Here is an 18,415-nt window from a genome sequence, read left to right as displayed (position 1 = left end):
ACGGCACCATGCCAGTCGTACTGGAACACCTGGGCAAGCGCTTTGGCGATGGCGCCCCGGTACTGGACGACGTCAACGCCAACATCGGCAAGGGTGAGTTTGTTGCCCTCCTCGGTGCCTCCGGCTGCGGCAAGTCCACCCTGCTGAATATCATGGCGGGACTGGAGGCCCCGTCGTCGGGCGCGCTCGAAGTGCCCAGCGACGGTGCCGCCTTTATGTTCCAGGACGCCGCCCTGTTCCCCTGGCTCACGGCCAGGGAGAACATCGAGCTGGCACTGAAGCTCCGCGGCGTGGGCAAAGCCGAGCGCAAGGCCAAGGCGCAGGAGCTCCTCGAACTTGTGCACCTGGGTACGGCGGGGGACAAGCGCCCGCACGAACTGTCCGGCGGCATGCGCCAGCGCGTATCCCTGGCTAGGTCGCTGGCGCAGGACCGGCAGCTGCTCCTGATGGACGAGCCGTTCGCCGCCCTGGATGCCATCACGCGTGACCTGCTGCACGACGAGCTTGAGCGCATCTGGAAGGAAACCGGGCGCACCATCGTTTTCGTGACCCACAACGTCCGCGAGGCCGTGCGGCTGGGCCAGCGTGTGCTGCTGCTGTCCTCCCGCCCCGGCCGCGTTGTCCGCGAATGGGCCGTTACCGAGGAACACCGAACCGACGCCGGGCTCGCCGGCCAGCTGACCGGGGTCATCACCGCCCGGCTGCGTGAGGAGATTCGCCGCCATGCCAAGTAACCCCACACCCCTCGCCGAATCGGATTCGGTGGTTGAGCCTGTCGAAACCCGGCACATCCATGCTGCCCTGACCCGGTCTTCCACGGGGCGTGAGGACCTGCGGGAACTCGAATCCGGCCTGGACTCCCTGCAGTCCGACGCCGACCGCAAACACCGGATCGACTGGAGCCGGGTGCTCCTGCCGATCGCGGCCCTGGTCACCCTGGTCCTGATCTGGCAGTTCTACGTCTCGCTTGGGTTGAAGCGCCGTGACCAGGTACCCGGTCCCATCGATGTGCTCAACCAGATGGGAGTCCTCTGGAACGAGGGCAAACTGCAGGAAGCCGTGTGGACCTCCATGGAGCGGGGGTTGATCGGCTTCATAATCAGCGTGGCCATCGCAACTCCGGTAGGCCTGCTGCTGGCCCAGGTGGCTCCGCTCCGCCGCGCTTTCGGGCCCCTGATTTCCGGCCTGCAGGTGCTGCCCTCGGTGGCCTGGGTACCGGCCGCCATTATTTGGTTTGGCCTTACCGACGCCACCGTGTACTTCGTAATCTTTATGGGTGCCATTCCGTCCATCATCAACGGGCTTATTTCCGGGGTAGACCAGATCCCGCCGCAGTACCGGCGCGTGGGCACTGTCCTGGGCGCGTCACGGCTCCAGATGGCGCTGCAGATCATCCTTCCCGCCGCACTTCCCGGATACCTCAGCGGCCTCAAGCAGGGCTGGGCCTTCTCCTGGCGCTCCCTCATGGCCGCGGAAATCATCGCCGTCGGTGGCACTATCGGCTTCGGCCTGGGCTCCCTGCTGGACCAGGGCCGGCAACTGTCGGACATGTCAGTGGTGATGGCGGCCATCCTGCTCATCCTCGCCGTTGGCATCCTGATCGAACTGCTGGTGTTCGCGCCGATAGAGAAGCGCCTCCTGCGCAGCCGCGGCCTGCTTGCCGGCAGCACCCGGTAGCCAGCGGCGGCCAGCCCCTTATGAACCAACAGCAGAGCCCGACGGCGAGTCCCGCCGTCGGGCTCTGCTGTTCTTACCGACCATTTGCGTCACTTTTGGCACGTCGACCTGCCCTCGGCCCCGTAACGGCGCGGTCGGACTCCGGTGCCGGCAGCGAAAGTGACGCCTTTTGGTCGTCCAGCAACGAATAAGGGCCTCTGGCAGACTGGCCCAATGACCGTCAGCTTCGTGTGCCGTACCGAATCCGCATTGCCGCCGGAGAAACTCTTCGATCTGGCCCGCAGCATCGACCTGCACGTGGACTCGCAGGAGCGCAGCCGGGAGCGTGCAGTCGGAGGCGTGACCTCCGGGCTGATCGGCGAGGGGCAGGAAGTGACGTGGCGGGCGCGGCATTTCGGAATCCCTCTCACCATGACCAGCGGCATTACAGAATTCGCATTTCCCGGCAGCTTCACGGACGAACAGATACGGGGACCGTTCAAGTCCTTTCGCCACGTCCACGAGTTCGAGGGCACTCACACCGGCAGCATCATGACCGATCGGGTGGAGTTCACCGCCCCATTCGGCCTCCTGGGCCGAGTGGCTGAACGGTTGGTCCTGCACCGGTACCTACACCGGCTTATCCGGGACCGCGGCCACTTCCTCGCCAGCATCAGCGGACACACCGGGGCGCCTTGACGCGGCTCGCTGCAGACTCAGCCACCAGCGCCGCGCGCCGCCGTCGCTGTGAACCGCGCGACGGAGGCCCGCGACGGCGAAGCCTTGTGTGACGCAGCGTTACCTTACGTGAACTGGTGTTGCTCGGCCTTTGTGGGCCATTGTTACGCGGCCCTACCGTTGATTCATGGCAATTCAGGATATTTACCCCACAGCGCTGCGGCTGCTCGGCCGCCCCGTGCTGGTGGTGGGCGGCGGCCCCGTGGCTGCCCGCCGCGCCAAGGGCCTGCTCGACGCCGGTGCCCGGGTCACCGTCGTAGCCCCGGTTGCCTCTGGCGCGCTTCAGGAACTGGCCGACGCCGGCCTCCTCATCTGGGAGCCGCGCACCTACTCTTCCTCCGACGTGGACGGCGTCTGGTTCGTTCAGACCGCCACGGGAGACCCAATGGTTGACGCCCAGGTCTCCGAGGATGCCGAGGCGCAGCGGATCTGGTGCGTCAACGCTTCCGACCATGAAGCCTCCGCCGCCTGGACCCCAGCCGTCGCCGAGGTGGACGACGTCAAAATTGCCGTGAACGCCGGGGGAGACCCTCGCCGCGCCATGGCCGTCAGGGACGCAGTTGCCACAGCGCTCGAAACCGGCGACCTGCCGCTGCGTCGCCGCCGGGCTTCCGGGGGAAGCGTGGCCCTGGTGGGCGGCGGGCCTGGCGACACCGGCCTCATCACCGTCCGCGGCCGCCGGCTCCTGGGCCAGGCCGACGTCGTCGTCGCAGACCGCCTCGGCCCGCGCGAACTCCTGAACGAACTGGCCCCGGACGTCCACGTCATCGAGGTCGGCAAGACCCCCGGCCACCACCCCGTCCCGCAGGCAGAGATCAACCGCATCCTCGTTGAAGAAGCCCTCAAGGGCCACCGCGTGGTCCGGCTTAAGGGCGGCGACCCCTACGTCCTGGGCCGCGGCGGCGAGGAAGCCGAATACTGCCGGCAGCACGGCGTCGAGGTGGAAGTGGTTTCCGGCGTCACGTCCGCGATCTCCGTGCCCGCTGCCGCCGGCATTCCCGTCACGCACCGCGGCCTGGCCAAGGGCTTCAGCGTGGTGACCGGGCACGAGGAACTGTGCGAAGTCCCGGCCCGTCCGGACCACACTGTTGTCCTGCTGATGGGCGTGGGCCAGCTGCGCTCATCGGCGTCCGCTCTGGGCAAAGCCGGTCTCCCCGGCAACACCCCGGTTGGTATTGTGGAAAACGGCTATTTGCCGAACCAGCGCGTCACCATCGGTACCCTCGGTTCCATCGCGGACCAGGCGGAAGCCGCCGGCGTCGCAAATCCCGCAGTGATTGTCATCGGTGACGTGGTGCGCGTCAGCCCCTTCGCGCCGTCGCACTTCAAAACCGCTGATTACAGCACCATCACCCCCAACAGCCCCCGCAAGACCCCAAGCACCAGCACCACCCCGGACAAGCCCCGCGTCCTCACCACCTAGCCCCCACCCAACTAGGTAGCGCTAAGTGTCGTTTGACCCCTCATAACGACACTTAGTGCTACTTAGTTGGGACGGACCGAAGAAAAGGAACACAGCCGTGTCATCAAGCACCACCGTAGGTTCTGCCGAACGTCCGCTGCGCGTCGCCGTTGTGGGCTCCGGCCCGGCAGGCGTTTACGCCGCGGACATCCTTACCAAGAGCGAAGCCGTCAAGAGCGGCGAGCTGACTGTCAGCATCGACCTCTTTGACCGCTACCCGGCACCCTACGGCCTGATCCGCTACGGCGTGGCCCCGGACCACCCCCGCATCAAGGGCATCGTCAATGCCCTGCACAAGGTGCTGGACCGCGGCGACATCCGCTTCTTCGGCAACGTGGACTACGGCACGGATCTCACCATCGAGGACCTCCGCACCCACTACGACGCCGTCATCTTCGCCACGGGCGCCATCAAGGACGCGGACCTGAACATCCCCGGCATCGAGCTGGACGGCTCCTACGGCGGCGCGGACTTCGTTTCCTGGTACGACGGCCATCCCGATGTTCCCCGCGAGTGGGCGCTGGAGGCCAAGGAAATCGCTGTGATCGGCAACGGCAACGTGGCCCTGGATGTGGCCCGTGTCCTGTCCAAGCACGCTGACGACCTGCTGGTCTCCGAAATCCCGGACAACGTCTACGCAGGCCTGAAGGCCTCTCCGGTCACGGACGTGCACGTCTTCGGCCGCCGCGGCCCGGCCCAGGTCAAGTTCACCCCGCTGGAGCTGCGCGAACTGTCCCACTCCAAGGACGTAGACATCATCCTGTACCCGGAGGACTTCGAGTTCGACGAAGAATCCGACCGCCAGATCCAGACGAACAACCAGACCAAGACCATGGTGGGCACGCTTACCAACTGGATCGCCGAGCAGCCCGAGGACCTTTCCGAGCTGAAGGCCTCCCGCCGCCTGCACCTGCACTTCCTGCACAGCCCGGTGGAGATTTACGACGATGCCGAGACGCCGGGCAAGGTTGCCGGCATCAAGTTCGAGCGCACCGAGCTGGACGGCACGGGCAACGCCCGCGGCACCGGCGAGTTCGTGGACTACCCGGTGCAGGCTGTCTACCGCGCCATCGGCTACTTCGGTTCAGCCCTGCCGGACGTTGAGTTCGACCACAAGAAGGGCGTGGTAACGAACGACGGCGGCCGCGTCCTGGACGCCGCCGGCCAGCACGTGCCGGGCATCTACGCAACTGGCTGGATCAAGCGCGGACCGGTCGGCCTGATCGGCCACACCAAGGGCGACGCCCTCGAGACCGTCACCTACCTGCTGGAGGACCGCGAAAACCTGCCGGTCGCCGCCGCGCCCGAGGCGGAGGCCGTCGTCGACCTCCTCGACGCCCGTGGCGTGAAGTTCACCAGCTGGGAAGGCTGGCTGGCGCTGGACGCCCACGAGCTCGCCCTCGGTGCAGCCGCCACAGAGGCCGGCGGTTCACACGGCGTCGAGGTCAAGCGTGAGCGCATCAAGGTAGTGCCGCGCGAGGACATGGTTGCCATCTCCCGCGACGGCGTCACCGCGCAGGTCTAGTCGTTTAGCTTCAGAGTGGGGCCACGTGCCGTCCAGCCCAGTTTGGGTTTTGGGCGGCACGTGGCCCCCACTGCTTTAAGTACCGGTCACACAACCCGGTTGCGCTACTTGCCGGCTCCGCCCACCGCCATCAGCTCCAGGCGCTGGAGGGTCTCGCGGTTCCGCACCGCGATCATCGGGTCCCGCATGATCTTGGGCACCTTCTTGCCAGGACCGCGGATGGCGTCTTCGGAAATGGTGACAAGGCATTGCCCGCCCTGGTCCTGAAGTGTGATGGCCACCTTGGCTTCGCCCATCGGCCAGCCGCGAGCCACCAGTTCCAGGGACTTTCCCGGTTCGACGGCGGTCACCCTGGTGCTGTCGTTGATCACCAGCGGCCAGGCGCCCACCGAGTGATGAAGGCGGGCTCCGACCTGCGGCCAGGTGTCGTCAACGGCGCGGATCCGGGAGGCGCCCACTACCCAGCCGGAGTACAGCCAGCCATCGGCAATCACCCGCCAGACGTCGGCGGCAGGGGTGTTGAACAGCTGGGACACGGTGGACATGGTGTTCCTTCCTGAGGTGGCTGGGCTGGTGCGGTTCTCCGCGGGGGAGGGACCCGCGGCAGAACGAACGACTGCGGCCGGTGCCGGCTGCTGGGCCACAAGGTAGGAGCGCTCCCGCAGGCGGCGGGCCCAGCCGTAGGTCTGTGCGCCGGGCGGCTGGTTTTGGAGGGGGTTGAAGCGCAAGGGCGTGTCAGCCGGCTCCGGGGCGGCCCGCAGCCGCAGTTCCCCGCACTGCCGCCACGGTCCGGACGGCGCAGCCCAATACAACCCGAGTACCCATTCACCTGCCGTGATGGACCCTGCCGGCAGGCTGATGGTCCGGAGCCCCAGGAGTAAGGGGCCCGTCCGGCCGCGGTAAGGCATCAGCGTGCTGAAAGTGGCTGAGGAGACGTCGCGTTTGGGCTGGAGCAGGAACCTCCCGGGGACCCGCCAGCCGGTCGAAGCAAACAGCACGTCCGCTGCGCCGCCGTCTCTGGCATTGGTGCCCGGACCGACGTCGTCTGCCTTGCCCACGGCGCCGGTGCTGGACGGTGTAAGCCGGAGCGCGAGCCCCAGGACGTCCGGAAGCCCCTCCGGCAACCCGGCCGAACGCGAAAACCGCGCTGCAACGGTATCGATGCCTGAGGAGTCGAGCCAGTCCAGGCCGCTCGGCTCGCCGGAGTTCCCGGTCCTGGTCAAGTGACCGGCCAAGCCGATGCCCTTGGGGTGGATCGGCCGGTCGGGGCGGGCCACCTTGAGGAGCCGGAACAGGGCAGCAAAAGCCCGGCCTGCCGTCTCCGTGACGCCGGGGACCACGTCCCGGGCCGCGCCGCCGTGCGCTGCTTGCTCCCTCAAAAAATTCGTCATGCTTCCTTCCTACCCACAAAAAGGCGGAACTACATGCGTCCGAACCTCGACCGGATCAGGGCGAAAATTCCGTAGGCAATGAATCCTGCCCCGATGACCACCAGCAGATATGGGCCGAAGGGATGGTCCCGGAGGGCTTTGAGTCCGCCGTCCAGTCCAGTGGACTCTGCGGGGCTGTGCTTGGCAGCGGCGATCACAAACAGCAGGCCGGTAAGGCCGAGGGCGGCACCTTTGGAGATATGGCCGGTGACGCCGAGGGTGTCGATGAGCCTGCCGCGCCGGGTGCCGTCGAAGTGAAAGAGTTCGTCCTTGAACCCGCGCCGGACGCCCTTGAATACGAAGTAGATCCCGATACCAATGATGGTCAGGCCCAGCGCCACCAGTGCCCACAGCCCCAACGGCGTGGCCATCAGCGAGGCGCTGAAATCACTCGTACTCTCACTGGAATCCCCCCGCAGCCCCACGGCAAAACCGGCGAAGCTGAAGCCAACGCTGGTGTAGGCGATGGCCAGGAAGCCCGACGAAATAAGTTTGGAGATTCGTTCCTTGCGGGGCAGGCGCCGCGCCCTCAGGGTGGCTTCGCTCGCCTGCCACAATCCCAGGCCAAAGCACGCCAGCACACACGCCCACATCACCGCTGGGCCCCACGCGTTTGCGGCCAGTTGCTCAATCGCCCCGGTGGGTTCCGCCTCGCCGGGCTGGCCGAAAGCCACTGCGACGGCGATGGCGCCGATGATGACATGCAACAGGGCCATGACGGCGAAGCCTGTGCGGGCGAGGACGTCGAGGGCGGGGTGGTTGGAGGCTTCCTCGACGGCGTCCGCTGCCAGGCTGATGGTGGATTCGCTGTCCGACACAGGTCAGCCGTTCATGGGCCCTTCGGCACGAATCTTCTCCGCGCCGGGTCCCTCGACGTGGACGGTGCAGCGGACCACGAGCTTTCCGGGTGCGTTGCCCAGTTCCACCAGGGAATCGTCCGCGCTCAACACCGTGAAGACCTCAGAGCCCGCCACAACAGCCACACCCTTGGCTTTCGCCGTGTCCCGCGCATTCCCGAACGCCTCGCGCTGAAGCCCGTCCAGGTAGCTGTTGTCATCTTCCCGGGCGGGGTCTCCGAAGGCCCAGCCAAACAAACTCCCAGTAGTTCCCATGAGGACGATAGTACGCGGTCTGCGGGAGCAAGACGGGCTTTCGTAACGTTAGTAAGTGTGCTTACCATAGGCGGACCATGACCTCGATGGGACACAGTAAGTGAAGTCCGCAGGCGCGGCATCTCAACCAGTTCAACGTTAGGAATGCACATCATGGCAGGAAATCTCATTGCCCGATCAGTCCACGATCTGACGGCAGCCGCGTGGTTCGGTGGATCCCTGATGGGTGCCATCGGCTTGAACGGCGCAACGGCGGAAGCCGCGGACCCCTCCGAGCGCACGCGCCTTTCCAGCGCCGGCTGGATGAAATGGGCACCGTTCCAGACGGCAGCGTTTGCCTCACACCTGGTGGCGGACCTCGCCATCGCCTGGGAGAACAAGGACCGCATCGCGCAGCAGGACGGCGTCGCCCGGGACACCGTGATCAAGACGGCGGTGACGGTGGCGGGTGCAGCCGTAACCCTGTACTCCGGGATCCTTGGCAAGAAGGTCGAGAAGCTCGCAGCTGAGGGTGCCGAGGGCGCCACCGAGCCGCGGCCCGATGCTTCCGACGAGCTCAAGGCTGCACAACAGCAGCTCAAGATGCTGCAGTGGGTCATCCCCGCCTTCGCCGGACTCGTAGTGATCCTTGGTGCCAAGCACGGCGAGATGCAGCGCCCCAAGAACGTGTTCGCGGGCCTGCAGAAATAACCGTGCAGCGGTCGATAATGACCTGACGACACGCAAAAAGGATGGCGCATCCGGGATACCGGGTGCGCCATCCTTTTTGTGCGTCGATACAGTTGGGCCGGCAGCCCTAGATGGGCTGGCTGTTGGGCGGCGGCAGGTCCGGGTTCATGTCTTCCATGTTTGGATCCTCTGCTGTCCATACCTGGATGACGGCCCAGGCCACGGCGGCCAGCGGGACGGACAGCACCGCACCCACGATGCCGGCCAGGATGGTTCCGGCGGTCAGCGCCATCAGGATCACCAGGGCATGGAGTTGCAGCGACTTGCCCATGACGATCGGCTGCAGGAGGTCGCCCTCAAGCTGGTTGACGGCGATAACCACCGCCACCACAATCAGCGCCACCACGGGACCGTTGGCCACCAGGGCCACCAGTGCGGCGAGGATGCCCGCAACAGTTGCGCCCACCAGCGGGACGAAGGCTCCGATGAAAACGATGATGGCCAGGGGGATGGCCAGCGGAACCTGCATGATCAGCAGCGCGGCCCCGATGGCTACGGTGTCCACCAGTGCCACGATGGCGGTGCCCCGGACGTAGCCGCCCAGGACCTCAAGGGTGCGGCTGCCGACCCGCCGCAGCTTTGCCTCGCGTTCCCCCTTGAAGGGGCGGAGGAAGAAGTTCCAAATTTTGGCGCCGTCCTTCAGGAAGAAGAACAGGATGATCACCACAAGGCTTGCCCCGGCAAGGAACTCAGTAACCACGGACAGTCCCGTGATGGCACCCGAACGGACCTGGCTGCTCGTCGCGAACTGAACGATTCCCTCACGGGCCTGGTCCAGCTGCGCCTGCTCGAGGGGGATGGGGCCGGTGAGCAGGAACCGCTCCAGCTCATCCAGTCCTGAAGCGGCCTGTTGTGCAAGTTCGCCCCACTGATTGCGGACCGAGTAGTAAATCACAGTGGAAACGCCGCCCAGTACCAGCAGCAACCCGATAAACGCGATGCCCGTGGCCAGGCCGCCTTTCATCCCGCGGCGCCGGAGCATGTTCACGAACGGGCCGATGGCGGCTGCCAGGATGAGTGCAATCAGGATCGGAATTACCAGGAGCTTAATCTGCATCAGCGCGTAAACGGACACGACGGCGACGGTCAGGATCAGCAGGATCTGGGCTGAGCGGACGCCCACCCTGCCCAGTCCGTCCGCCCACAGGGCACTGGGTGGCTTTGGTTCCTGCTTTTGGGCTGCGGGTGCGGGTGCCTGCTGGTGCAGGCCTGACCCGGCCGCGGGGACCGGCTGTGGGATGTCGCTGCCCGGCCCGTGGTCGGGCAGGCGTGTTGCTCGCGCCATGGGGACTCCTCATTATCGGCTGGTGCCCTGGGCGCGCGTGTGCGCGGCAGGGATACTACCCTTTTCAGATAGTAAGCCTACTGACCGATTAAGGAAGGGCGAAACCCCGAGGAGCGGATTATGCGGCCAGCCACTCCGCGCAGGAGTTCAGGTTTGCGTTGACGGTTGCCACAGCGGCGTCCTCGTCGCGATGCTCAATGGCCGCAAGCAGGAGGTCATGCCCCTCGTGTTGGAGTCCCTCGAACCCGGGCCGGCGGAGTTGCTTTTGGAGATCCTCGTGCACCACGGCGCCGAAGCTGACGTAGAGCTCGTGCAGCAGGGGATTGCCGGATGCCTGTGCCACGCGCTCATGGAAGCCCCAGTCGGCCCGCGCCCACGCCTCGTAGTCTTCCGCGTTCCAGGCCTCGTTACGGTCGGTGAGGAGTGCGCGCAGGGCTGCGACGTCATCGGCGGTTGCATTCCGAGCGGCGAGCCGGGCAGCCTGCGTGTCCAGGCCCAGCCGGACTTCCAGGATGTGGGCCTCCGTGTGGTCCTGGTACATGCGCCGGGCAGCTCCCGAGATCTCGCTGGTGGCCCGCACGTAGGTGCCATCGCCGCGGCGGACTTCCAGCATGCCGCTGTGCGCAAGTGCTTTGATGGCCTCACGGAGGGTGCCGCGCGAGACGCCCAAATCATTTATCAACCCGGTTTCTGACGGGATGCGCTGGTGGAGGGGCCACTCGCCGGACTGAATCATGGTCCGAAGCTTGGTAGTGACTTCATCGGCCAGCGGCGGGCGGTGGGAGGGACTCAGGGCCATGGCGTCCTACTTCCGCTTGCCGGCGGCGCGGCCGGCAGAGGCGCCAGCCAGGTTGCCGGGCGAAGTGCCGGCAACGCTGCGGGTCATCGCGCTGCCTGTGATCAAGTGGGCCACCACAACCTGAACCAGCGCCAGGGCCAGCAGCAAAGCGAGGGGCAGGGTCCAGCCGCCTGTGGCGCTGTGCAGGAGCCCCATCCCGAACGGGCCGGTGGTGGCGAGCAGGTAGCCGGTGGACTGGGCCAGCGTGGACAACGCTGTGGTTTCGGCCGTGCTTGAACCGCTGCGGCTGATCATCACCATAACCAGCGGGAAGATGCCCAGGCCGAAGCCCAGCAGGATCGCGGGAACGATGGCCAGGCCCACGGGCAGGACCAGGAGCAGGGCCACGCCTGCCGCCATGGTGATGCTGACCAGGTAAAATGCGGGGCGCAGCATCCTGGGGCGGGAACCGATGGCGATCAGCAGCATGCCCGAGGGAACGGATACCAGCTGCATCAGTCCGAACATCAGCCCGCTCTCCGAGGCATCCAGCCCCATAGTGGTGAGCATGTACGGGAACCAGCTCAGCAGTGCGTAGGCCAGCAGGGACTGGAGCGTGAAAATAGCGGTCAGCAGCAGCCCTTTCCGGGTCCTCAGCAAGGGCCAGGGGGACACGTGCCCCGCCGTCGAACGCGTGCTGTTCCGGTGGGCGTGCAACGCCACGGGCAGGAAACCCAGGAACGCCGCCACGGCAGTAATGCCAATGGCGCCGACGGCGGCGGACGGGGATCCGAGGGCCTGAGCCAGCGGGACGACGGCGACGGAGGCGACGGTAGCCCCCGTGGTCATGGTCACCGTGTAAACGGCGGTCATGAGGGAGGTCCGGTGGGCGAAGTGCTCGCGGATGAAGGACGGCATTGCCACGTTGCAGACGGCGAGCCCGGACATTCCCACTACGCTGCCGGCCACCAGCATCCCGGTGGCGGGGATCCCGCGCAGCAGGAGGCCACCGGCCAGCATGGCCAGGGACAGGAGGATCGCCTTCTCCACCCCCAGCCTGCCTGTAAGCCATGACGTGCCCGCTCCCGCCAGGGCGAAGCACAGCGTGGGGATCGACGGGATAAACGCAGCCACCAGCGGCCCATAACCCAGCACCATCTGCAGGTCGTGCAGCAGCGCCGATGCCCCGGTGATGCCCGCGCGCAGGTTAAGCCCAATCAGCACCAGCGCAATTACCCCGAATACGACGGCGGATCGCGGCCTGGTAAGTGCTGTCCCGCCAGTCATCGCGGACGCGGCAGGCTCGGGCAAGGGCGCGGGTGGCGGTGCCTCGGCGGCCGCGGGGGCTGTGAGGGGTGCAGGGGCAGGGGGAGTAGCGGGCATCCTCCTACGCTAAAGGTTAGACGTTTGATGTCTCCAGTTCTGTGGCCAAGCTCTCCCGGCACTTCGCGCCCGGGAATAGACTTCCAGCGAGGGCTTTGCCGCCACCGTGCCGGCCCGCACGCAGAACCTACGCGGAAGGACGGCTGTGAAGGCTTCCCAGGGAATCGAGATAGAGAAGAAGTACGACGTCGGCGACGAAGCCACAGTGCCGGCGCTGGAAGGACTGCCCGGCGTTGCCCGTGTTGGGACTCCCCATACCGCTGAGCTTGAAGCTGTGTACTTCGATACCGACCGGCACACGCTCGCATCCCGCCGCATCACTCTGCGCCGCCGCACCGGTGGGATCGACGCCGGCTGGCACCTGAAGCTGCCCCCGGAAGCCCCCGCCGGATCCGGAACGGAACCCCAGCAGCGCCGGGAGCTGCACGCACCGCTCGGCCAGCCCGACGTCGTACCCGACGTCCTGCTTGCCCGCGTGCAGGCGCACCTGCGCGGGAGGGAAGTAACGCCGGTTGTCCGGCTCGAAACACGGCGGACCACCCACGCGCTCTACGGGGAGGACGGCGGGCATCTGGCGGATCTGGCCGACGACCAGGTGGAGGCGACCCGCCTGCATGGTCCGGCAAGCGAACAGCCGCAGCGATGGCGGGAATGGGAACTGGAACTCGTAAACGGCGGGCCGGAGCTTTTCGGCCCCGCTGAGGAGCTCTTCGCCGCTGCCGGAGCCCGTCCCGCCGGGCACGCCTCCAAACTCGCGCGGGCACTCGGCGGAGTTTCAAAGGGGAGGGGAGAACTAGAGGAGGAAAGTCCTGCGGCGCTTATGGCCGGAAAGAAGGCCCCGGCGGCCGCCGTCGTCACCGTCTACGTGGCGGAGCAGCTGCGTCAACTTCTCGCCGAGGATGCTGCGGTCAGGCTGGAGGAACCCGAGGGGGTCCACGACATGAGGTCCGCAGTCCGGCGCATCCGCTCGGTACTGGCCGCCTACCGGAAGCTCTACCGGGCCGTGCCGGTGCGGCGCCTGCGGGACGAACTTCACTGGTTGGGCCTGTTGCTGGGCGAACCCCGGGATGCTGAGGTCCTGCTGGGCCATCTGCGGGCGCACCTTGATGAGCTCCCGCCGGGCGCGGGCACCGACGCGGCGAGGGAGCAGGTGGAGCGTAAGGCCGGGGCTGCGTTCGACACCGGTTACCGGCGGCTTCAGGAGGCACTGCAATCGGAGCGCTATTTCCGGCTGCTGGAGGATCTTGAAGGCTTTTGCAGCCAGCCGCCGGTACTGTCGCAGGCCGTGGCCCCAGGACGTGCCATTGCCGCAAAGGTGGTGGAGAAGTCCGCCCGCCGGCTGCGGCGCTCGCACAAGGCTGCAGCGCATGCCCGGCGCGGGACCGCCCACGAAAACGCCCTCCACCAAGTGCGCAAGGACGCCAAACGGCTGCGCCATGTGGCCGAGTCGGCGGGGCTGGTGCATGGCGGACGCACCAGGAAGGTGGCCAAGGCCGCCCACCGGCAGCAAAGGATTTTGGGCGATTACCACGACGCCGTGATTGCGCGGAACCTGCTCCAGACCCTCGAAGCGGGCCACGGGCTGCCGAATGCCACGGCGGAGGCGTTGGCAGCACTTCGTACACGCCAGACGGACCTGATGGACGCGGCCGAGGCCAAGTACCGCAAGGCCCGCAAGAAGTCCCGCGACCTGCTGAAGCCCCGCGTCATCTAGTCCCCACCCGCCCCCTAGCCTCGCAAGCTCGGCCAGGGAACCCTGCGGGAGTGGGCCCACCAACCGCACCTGATCGGCGTCGACGCGCTACTTTCCCTGGCGCGCGGACAGCCGGGCCACCGCCAGCGCCAGCCAGAGCTGCACGCGGTCGGTGGTGACGGCGGGGTCGTAACCGGTCAGTTCGGTGATCTGCGCCAGCCGGTAGCGGACCGTGTTCCGGTGCAGGGTGAGTTCGTCGGCGACGGCGGCCACGGAGCCGTTGTTGTTGAGGTAGCTTTCCAGCGTAGTCATCAGTTCGGCGCCGTGGGCGGCGTCGAAGGTCCGGAGCGGATTCAGGGACTCGTGGGCCATGTCAGCCAGCGGCACGTCCTCACTGGCCAGCAGCAGGGACGTGAGGCTCAGCCGCTCCGGCTCATTGACGGGGAGTCCGTGGCTTGCCGCGTCGCGTGCCTCAAAGTAGCTCCAGCGCAGGCCGTTCGGCTTGGTGTACGCGCCGCCGATGCCGATGGTCGCGTGGATGCCCGCCTCAGCCAGATGGTCACTCAGCTTCCGCGCGAGTGCCGGCGCCGCACCGCCGTCGTCGTTCATCACCAGCATCAGGTCCTTGCCCACGACGGCGGCAACGGCGTTCTCCAGCTCCCGCGGCACCGACGTGCTCACCAGCGCTTTGTGGTGCGCCGCAGAGACGGCCAGCAGCACTACGTTCTTGCGGGTGCTGTTCACGCCGACGCCGGCGAGTCGGCGCTGGGCCTCGCTGGTTTCCAGCGCCCCGTGGATCACGTCCTCCAGCACCTGCCCGCACAGGGCACGCTCGGACTGGCGCTGCTTGACCATGTTGTTCAGTTCAATGCTGATCAGGTTCTGGGCGTAGCCGATGATGCCCGAGTCCTCAAAAGGCTTGCGCACCCACAGCGTGCAGGCGTCGCGTCGGCCCGTGGGGATGGGGTAGGAGGCCCAGGTGTCCGCCTGCGGGGTGTCCGTGCTGTTGTTGTACAGCTGGGCAGTGAACTGGGTGAGGGCAATGTCCGCCCGCAGCATGCCGCCCAGATGCTTGAGGAGCTCGGCCAGGCCCCCGCCCGTCAGCAGTGCTCGCGCCAGGACCTGGTGCCCGGCGATCAGGCGCTCGAGCTTGGCGTAGTGGTCCGCGGACTGGGCGTCAGCCACCAGCTTGCCGATGGCGATGAACGGCGTCGCGTAGGGGACCTCCACAACGGGCAGGCCCCACCGGTTCGCCTCCGCGAGCAGTGCCGGCGGCACCGCGTCATGCGAAAGCCCCACACCAAAGCCGATGCCCACGGCGCCGGCCCGCTGCACCTGCCGCACGAACCGCCGCTGCTCGGGTGCCGACTTCAGCCGCAGGCCGGTGGTAAGGATCAGTTCACCGCCATTGATGAACCGCTGCGGGTCCTCGAGTTCGGTCACTGCCACCCAGTTGATGTCCTGGTGCCAGGTGGTCTCGGCTACCCCTGCCTTGGACAGGTTCAGGGACTTGACACCCAGAAGGGCAGCGAGGGAAATGGCCATGAACCAAGGATAAGCGGGCGCTAGTCAACCGCACTAACAAGCAGCGGAAAGGGTGTGCAGGTGGCTATTCACGGCGCAGGGGTGCTGGCATAGGCTCAAGGCAGTCAGATCCATCCGCCTTGCGCCGATGGCCCCCAGGAAAGAGGTTGCACACCGTGGTCCAAACCTTGCAGAACTTCATCAACGGGACGTTCGTTACGCCTGCCGGCACCGGCACGCTGGACATCGTCAACCCCACCAACGGGGACGTTGTGGCCCACTCGCCCATCTCCGCCCAGGAGGACGTTGATGCTGCCATGGCTGCGGCCAAGGAGGCCTTCAAGACCTGGAAGCACGTCACCCCGGGACAACGGCAGCTGATGTTGCTCAAGCTCGCGGACGCCATTGAGGCCAACTGCGACGAACTGGTGGAGGCGCAGCACCGCAACACCGGCCAGGTGCGGTCCCTGATCGCCTCCGAGGAAATCGCCGCCGGCGCTGACCAGCTGCGCTTCTTCGCCGGAGCCGCGCGCATCCTCGAAGGCAAGTCCGCCGGCGAGTACTTCGAGGGACACACCTCCTACGTGCGCCGCGAACCCATTGGCGTCGTGGCTCAGGTTGCTCCCTGGAACTACCCGTTCCTGATGGCCATCTGGAAGATCGGCCCCGCGCTCGCAGCCGGCAACACCGTGGTGCTGAAGCCCTCGGACACTACCCCCGAATCCACCCTTGTCCTGGCCCGCCTTGCCGGGGACATCCTGCCCGCAGGGGTGCTCAACGTGGTGCTGGGCACCGGCAAGACCGGCGCCATGATGGTGGACCACAAGGTCCCGGGACTGGTGTCTATCACGGGCTCGGTCCGTGCCGGCATCGCCGTCGCCTCCGGTGCTGCCAAGGGCCTCAAACGTGCCCACCTGGAGCTTGGCGGGAAGGCTCCGGCCATCGTCTTCAAGGACGCCGACATCAAGAAGAGCGCCGCGGCGATCGCCGAGTTCGCCTTCTTCAACGCCGGACAGGACTGCACCGCGATCACCCGGGTGCTGGTGGAGGACTCCGTGCACGACGACGTGGTGGCCGCCATGGTGGAGCACACGAGAACCCTGCGTACCGGCTCCCAAAACGACGAAGACAACTACTTCGGCCCGCTGAACAACGTAAACCACTTCAACCAGGTCACGTCGGTGGTGGAAAACCTCCCCGCGCACTGCCGGATCGAAACCGGCGGACACCGGGCAGGGGAGAAGGGCTTCTTCTTCGAGCCCACCATCATCACCGGCGCAAAGCAGTCGGACAACATCGTCCAGCAGGAAACCTTCGGTCCGGTCATCACGGTGCAGAAGTTCAGCACCGAGGAAGAAGCGGTAGAACTGGCCAACGACGTGGACTACGCCCTGGCCTCCAGCGTGTGGACCACCAACCACGGCACTGCCATGCGCCTGAGCCGGGACCTGGACTTCGGTGCCGTCTGGATCAACACCCACATCCTGCTCACCGCCGAAATGCCCCACGGCGGCTTCAAACAGTCCGGCTACGGCAAAGACCTCTCCATGTACGGCGTCGAGGACTACACACGCATCAAGCACGTGATGTCCGCGCTCGACTCCTAATCCCCACCGGCGCCATTCAGTAAAAAGGAAACATCATGACCACCACCGCATCAGATATCACCTTCCGCCTGGAGCAGAAGCGGCGCATCCAGGCCGACTTCCCTGGCCCCAAGTCGCTGGCCCTGGCCGAGCGGCGCAAGGCCGTGGTCGCCGCGGGCGTCGCGTCCGGCGTCCCGGTCTATGTTGCCGACGCCGACGGCGGCATCATCCACGACGTCGACGGCAACTCCTTCATCGACCTGGGCTCCGGCATCGCCGTGACCAGCGTCGGGGCCTCCGATCCCGCCGTCGTAGGGGCCGTTAAGGAAGCCGTGGAGCACTTCACGCACACCTGCTTTATGGTCACCCCGTACGAAGGCTACGTCGCAGTGGCCGAGCAGCTGAACCGCCTCACCCCGGGCGACCACGAAAAGCGCACCGTCCTCTTCAACTCCGGCGCCGAGGCAGTGGAGAACGCCATCAAGGTGGCCCGCCTGGCCACCGGCCGTGACGCCGTCGTGGCTTTCGACCACGCCTACCACGGCCGCACCAACCTCACCATGGCGCTGACCGCCAAGGCCATGCCGTACAAGACCAACTTCGGCCCGTTCGCGCCCGAGGTCTACCGCATGCCCATGAGCTACCCGTACCGCGAGGAAAACCCGGAGATCACCGGCGCCGAGGCCGCCAAACGCGCCATCACCATGATCGAGAAGCAGATCGGCGGAGACCAGGTTGCCGCGATCATTATCGAGCCCATCCAGGGCGAGGGCGGCTTCATCGTCCCGGCCGAGGGCTTCCTCCCGGCGCTGGCCGAATGGGCCAAGGAGAAGGGCATCGTCTTCATCGCCGACGAGGTCCAGTCCGGTTTCTGCCGCACCGGTGAATGGTTTGCCGTCAACCACGAGGGCGTCATCCCGGACATCATGACCCTTGCCAAGGGAATCGCCGGCGGCATGCCGCTGTCCGCCATCACCGGCCGGGCAGACCTGCTCGACGCCGTCCACCCGGGCGGCCTGGGCGGCACCTACGGCGGCAACCCGGTGGCGTGCGCTGCCGCGCTGGCCTCCATCGGCTCCATGGAGCAATACGACCTCGCGGGCCGCGCCCGCCACATTGAAGCCGTAGCCACCACCCGGCTCCGGGAACTGCAGACCGAGCTGTCCGGCTCCAACTCTGCCGTGATCGGCGACGTCCGCGGCCGCGGTGCCATGCTGGCGATCGAACTGGTCCAGGCCGGCTCCAAGGAACCGAACCCGGAACTCACCAAAGCTGTTGCCGCCGCCTGCCTCAAGGAAGGCGTCATCATCCTCACCTGCGGCACCTACGGCAACGTTATCCGGCTCTTGCCGCCGCTCGTCATCACCGACGAACTGCTGAACGACGGACTGGATGTCCTGGCCGCGGCCATCAAGGCCAACGCATAAGGGCTGGCGAAGTTCCAGCCAAGTAAATGAGATAAAGGCGGCACCCCCAGTACCGGGGGTGCCGCCTTCTTTTGTGCAGCAACCCCT

At 66.5% G+C, this 18,415-nt stretch carries 16 protein-coding genes; 9 read left to right on the top strand and 7 right to left on the bottom strand.

The window, feature by feature from the left end; genetic code table 11:
• The first annotated feature begins 8 nt into the window (after positions 1–8).
• The 5 genes from AC50X7_RS06375 to AC50X7_RS06355 all read left to right on the top strand — a co-directional run bounded on the left by AC50X7_RS06375 (position 9) and on the right by AC50X7_RS06355 (position 5,381).
• Positions 9–734, top strand: coding sequence for an ABC transporter ATP-binding protein (locus AC50X7_RS06375; RefSeq protein WP_494978204.1), 726 nt, complete (start codon positions 9–11; stop codon positions 732–734).
• Entirely contained in the window at positions 724–1,677 is a 954-nt protein-coding gene (locus AC50X7_RS06370) for an ABC transporter permease (protein WP_494978203.1), read from the top strand. Before AC50X7_RS06375 ends, AC50X7_RS06370 begins: the two co-directional genes overlap by 11 nt.
• 213 nt (positions 1,678–1,890) lie before the next feature.
• Positions 1,891–2,355 carry an SRPBCC family protein gene (locus tag AC50X7_RS06365; RefSeq protein ID WP_494978202.1) on the top strand — a complete coding sequence of 155 codons (465 nt, stop codon included), beginning with the start codon at positions 1,891–1,893 and terminating at the stop codon, positions 2,353–2,355.
• Positions 2,356–2,521: 166 nt separating this feature from the next.
• Positions 2,522–3,817, top strand: coding sequence for a uroporphyrinogen-III C-methyltransferase (gene cobA, locus AC50X7_RS06360; RefSeq protein WP_494978201.1), 1,296 nt, complete (start codon positions 2,522–2,524; stop codon positions 3,815–3,817).
• A gap of 97 nt (positions 3,818–3,914) precedes the next feature.
• Entirely contained in the window at positions 3,915–5,381 is a 1,467-nt protein-coding gene (locus AC50X7_RS06355) for an FAD-dependent oxidoreductase (protein WP_494978200.1), read from the top strand.
• Between the two features lie 104 nt (positions 5,382–5,485).
• Here the strand turns inward: AC50X7_RS06355 and AC50X7_RS06350 are convergent, their stop codons facing one another.
• Genes AC50X7_RS06350 through AC50X7_RS06340 form a run of 3 tightly spaced genes read right to left on the bottom strand, consistent with a single transcriptional unit; the run spans position 5,486 to position 7,923 of the window.
• The gene (locus tag AC50X7_RS06350; protein ID WP_494978199.1) at positions 5,486–6,772 is read right to left on the bottom strand and encodes an SRPBCC family protein; all 1,287 of its coding nucleotides are present in this window, start codon (positions 6,770–6,772) and stop codon (positions 5,486–5,488) included.
• 29 nt (positions 6,773–6,801) lie between these two features.
• A complete protein-coding gene (locus AC50X7_RS06345; RefSeq protein WP_494978198.1) occupies positions 6,802–7,629 on the bottom strand; it encodes a DUF1206 domain-containing protein in 828 nt (275 codons plus the stop codon).
• A gap of 3 nt (positions 7,630–7,632) precedes the next feature.
• Complete coding sequence (locus tag AC50X7_RS06340) at positions 7,633–7,923, bottom strand: hypothetical protein (protein ID WP_494978197.1); 291 nt, start codon at positions 7,921–7,923, stop codon at positions 7,633–7,635.
• Between the two features lie 153 nt (positions 7,924–8,076).
• Between AC50X7_RS06340 and AC50X7_RS06335 the strand changes: the two genes are divergently transcribed.
• Positions 8,077–8,613 carry a hypothetical protein gene (locus tag AC50X7_RS06335; RefSeq protein ID WP_494978196.1) on the top strand — a complete coding sequence of 179 codons (537 nt, stop codon included), beginning with the start codon at positions 8,077–8,079 and terminating at the stop codon, positions 8,611–8,613.
• A 106-nt stretch (positions 8,614–8,719) separates the two neighbouring features.
• Here the strand turns inward: AC50X7_RS06335 and AC50X7_RS06330 are convergent, their stop codons facing one another.
• From AC50X7_RS06330 to AC50X7_RS06320, 3 genes are all read right to left on the bottom strand, one after another.
• Entirely contained in the window at positions 8,720–9,937 is a 1,218-nt protein-coding gene (locus tag AC50X7_RS06330; RefSeq protein WP_494978195.1) for an AI-2E family transporter, read from the bottom strand.
• 118 nt (positions 9,938–10,055) lie between these two features.
• The gene (locus AC50X7_RS06325; protein WP_494978194.1) at positions 10,056–10,736 is read right to left on the bottom strand and encodes a FadR/GntR family transcriptional regulator; all 681 of its coding nucleotides are present in this window, start codon (positions 10,734–10,736) and stop codon (positions 10,056–10,058) included.
• 6 nt (positions 10,737–10,742) lie between these two features.
• Complete coding sequence (locus AC50X7_RS06320; protein WP_494978193.1) at positions 10,743–12,098, bottom strand: MFS transporter; 1,356 nt, start codon at positions 12,096–12,098, stop codon at positions 10,743–10,745.
• 145 nt (positions 12,099–12,243) lie between these two features.
• Between AC50X7_RS06320 and AC50X7_RS06315 the strand changes: the two genes are divergently transcribed.
• A complete protein-coding gene (locus AC50X7_RS06315) occupies positions 12,244–13,812 on the top strand; it encodes a CYTH and CHAD domain-containing protein (RefSeq protein ID WP_494978192.1) in 1,569 nt (522 codons plus the stop codon).
• Between the two features lie 87 nt (positions 13,813–13,899).
• Here the strand turns inward: AC50X7_RS06315 and AC50X7_RS06310 are convergent, their stop codons facing one another.
• Positions 13,900–15,336 (bottom strand): PucR family transcriptional regulator, encoded by a 1,437-nt coding sequence (locus tag AC50X7_RS06310; RefSeq protein WP_494978191.1) that lies wholly within the window; start codon positions 15,334–15,336, stop codon positions 13,900–13,902.
• 155 nt (positions 15,337–15,491) lie between these two features.
• Between AC50X7_RS06310 and AC50X7_RS06305 the strand changes: the two genes are divergently transcribed.
• Complete coding sequence (locus tag AC50X7_RS06305; protein ID WP_494978190.1) at positions 15,492–16,922, top strand: gamma-aminobutyraldehyde dehydrogenase; 1,431 nt, start codon at positions 15,492–15,494, stop codon at positions 16,920–16,922.
• A gap of 35 nt (positions 16,923–16,957) precedes the next feature.
• On the top strand, positions 16,958–18,328 hold the full coding sequence (gabT, locus tag AC50X7_RS06300; RefSeq protein WP_494978189.1) for a 4-aminobutyrate--2-oxoglutarate transaminase: 1,371 nt from the start codon (positions 16,958–16,960) through the stop codon (positions 18,326–18,328).
• The last annotated feature ends 87 nt before the right edge of the window (positions 18,329–18,415 follow it).

It is taken from the genome of Pseudarthrobacter sp. Hb11, from assembly GCF_059383655.1.
Note: the sequence above shows the minus strand (reverse complement) of the source record. Positions and strands in the feature narration are given on the sequence as shown.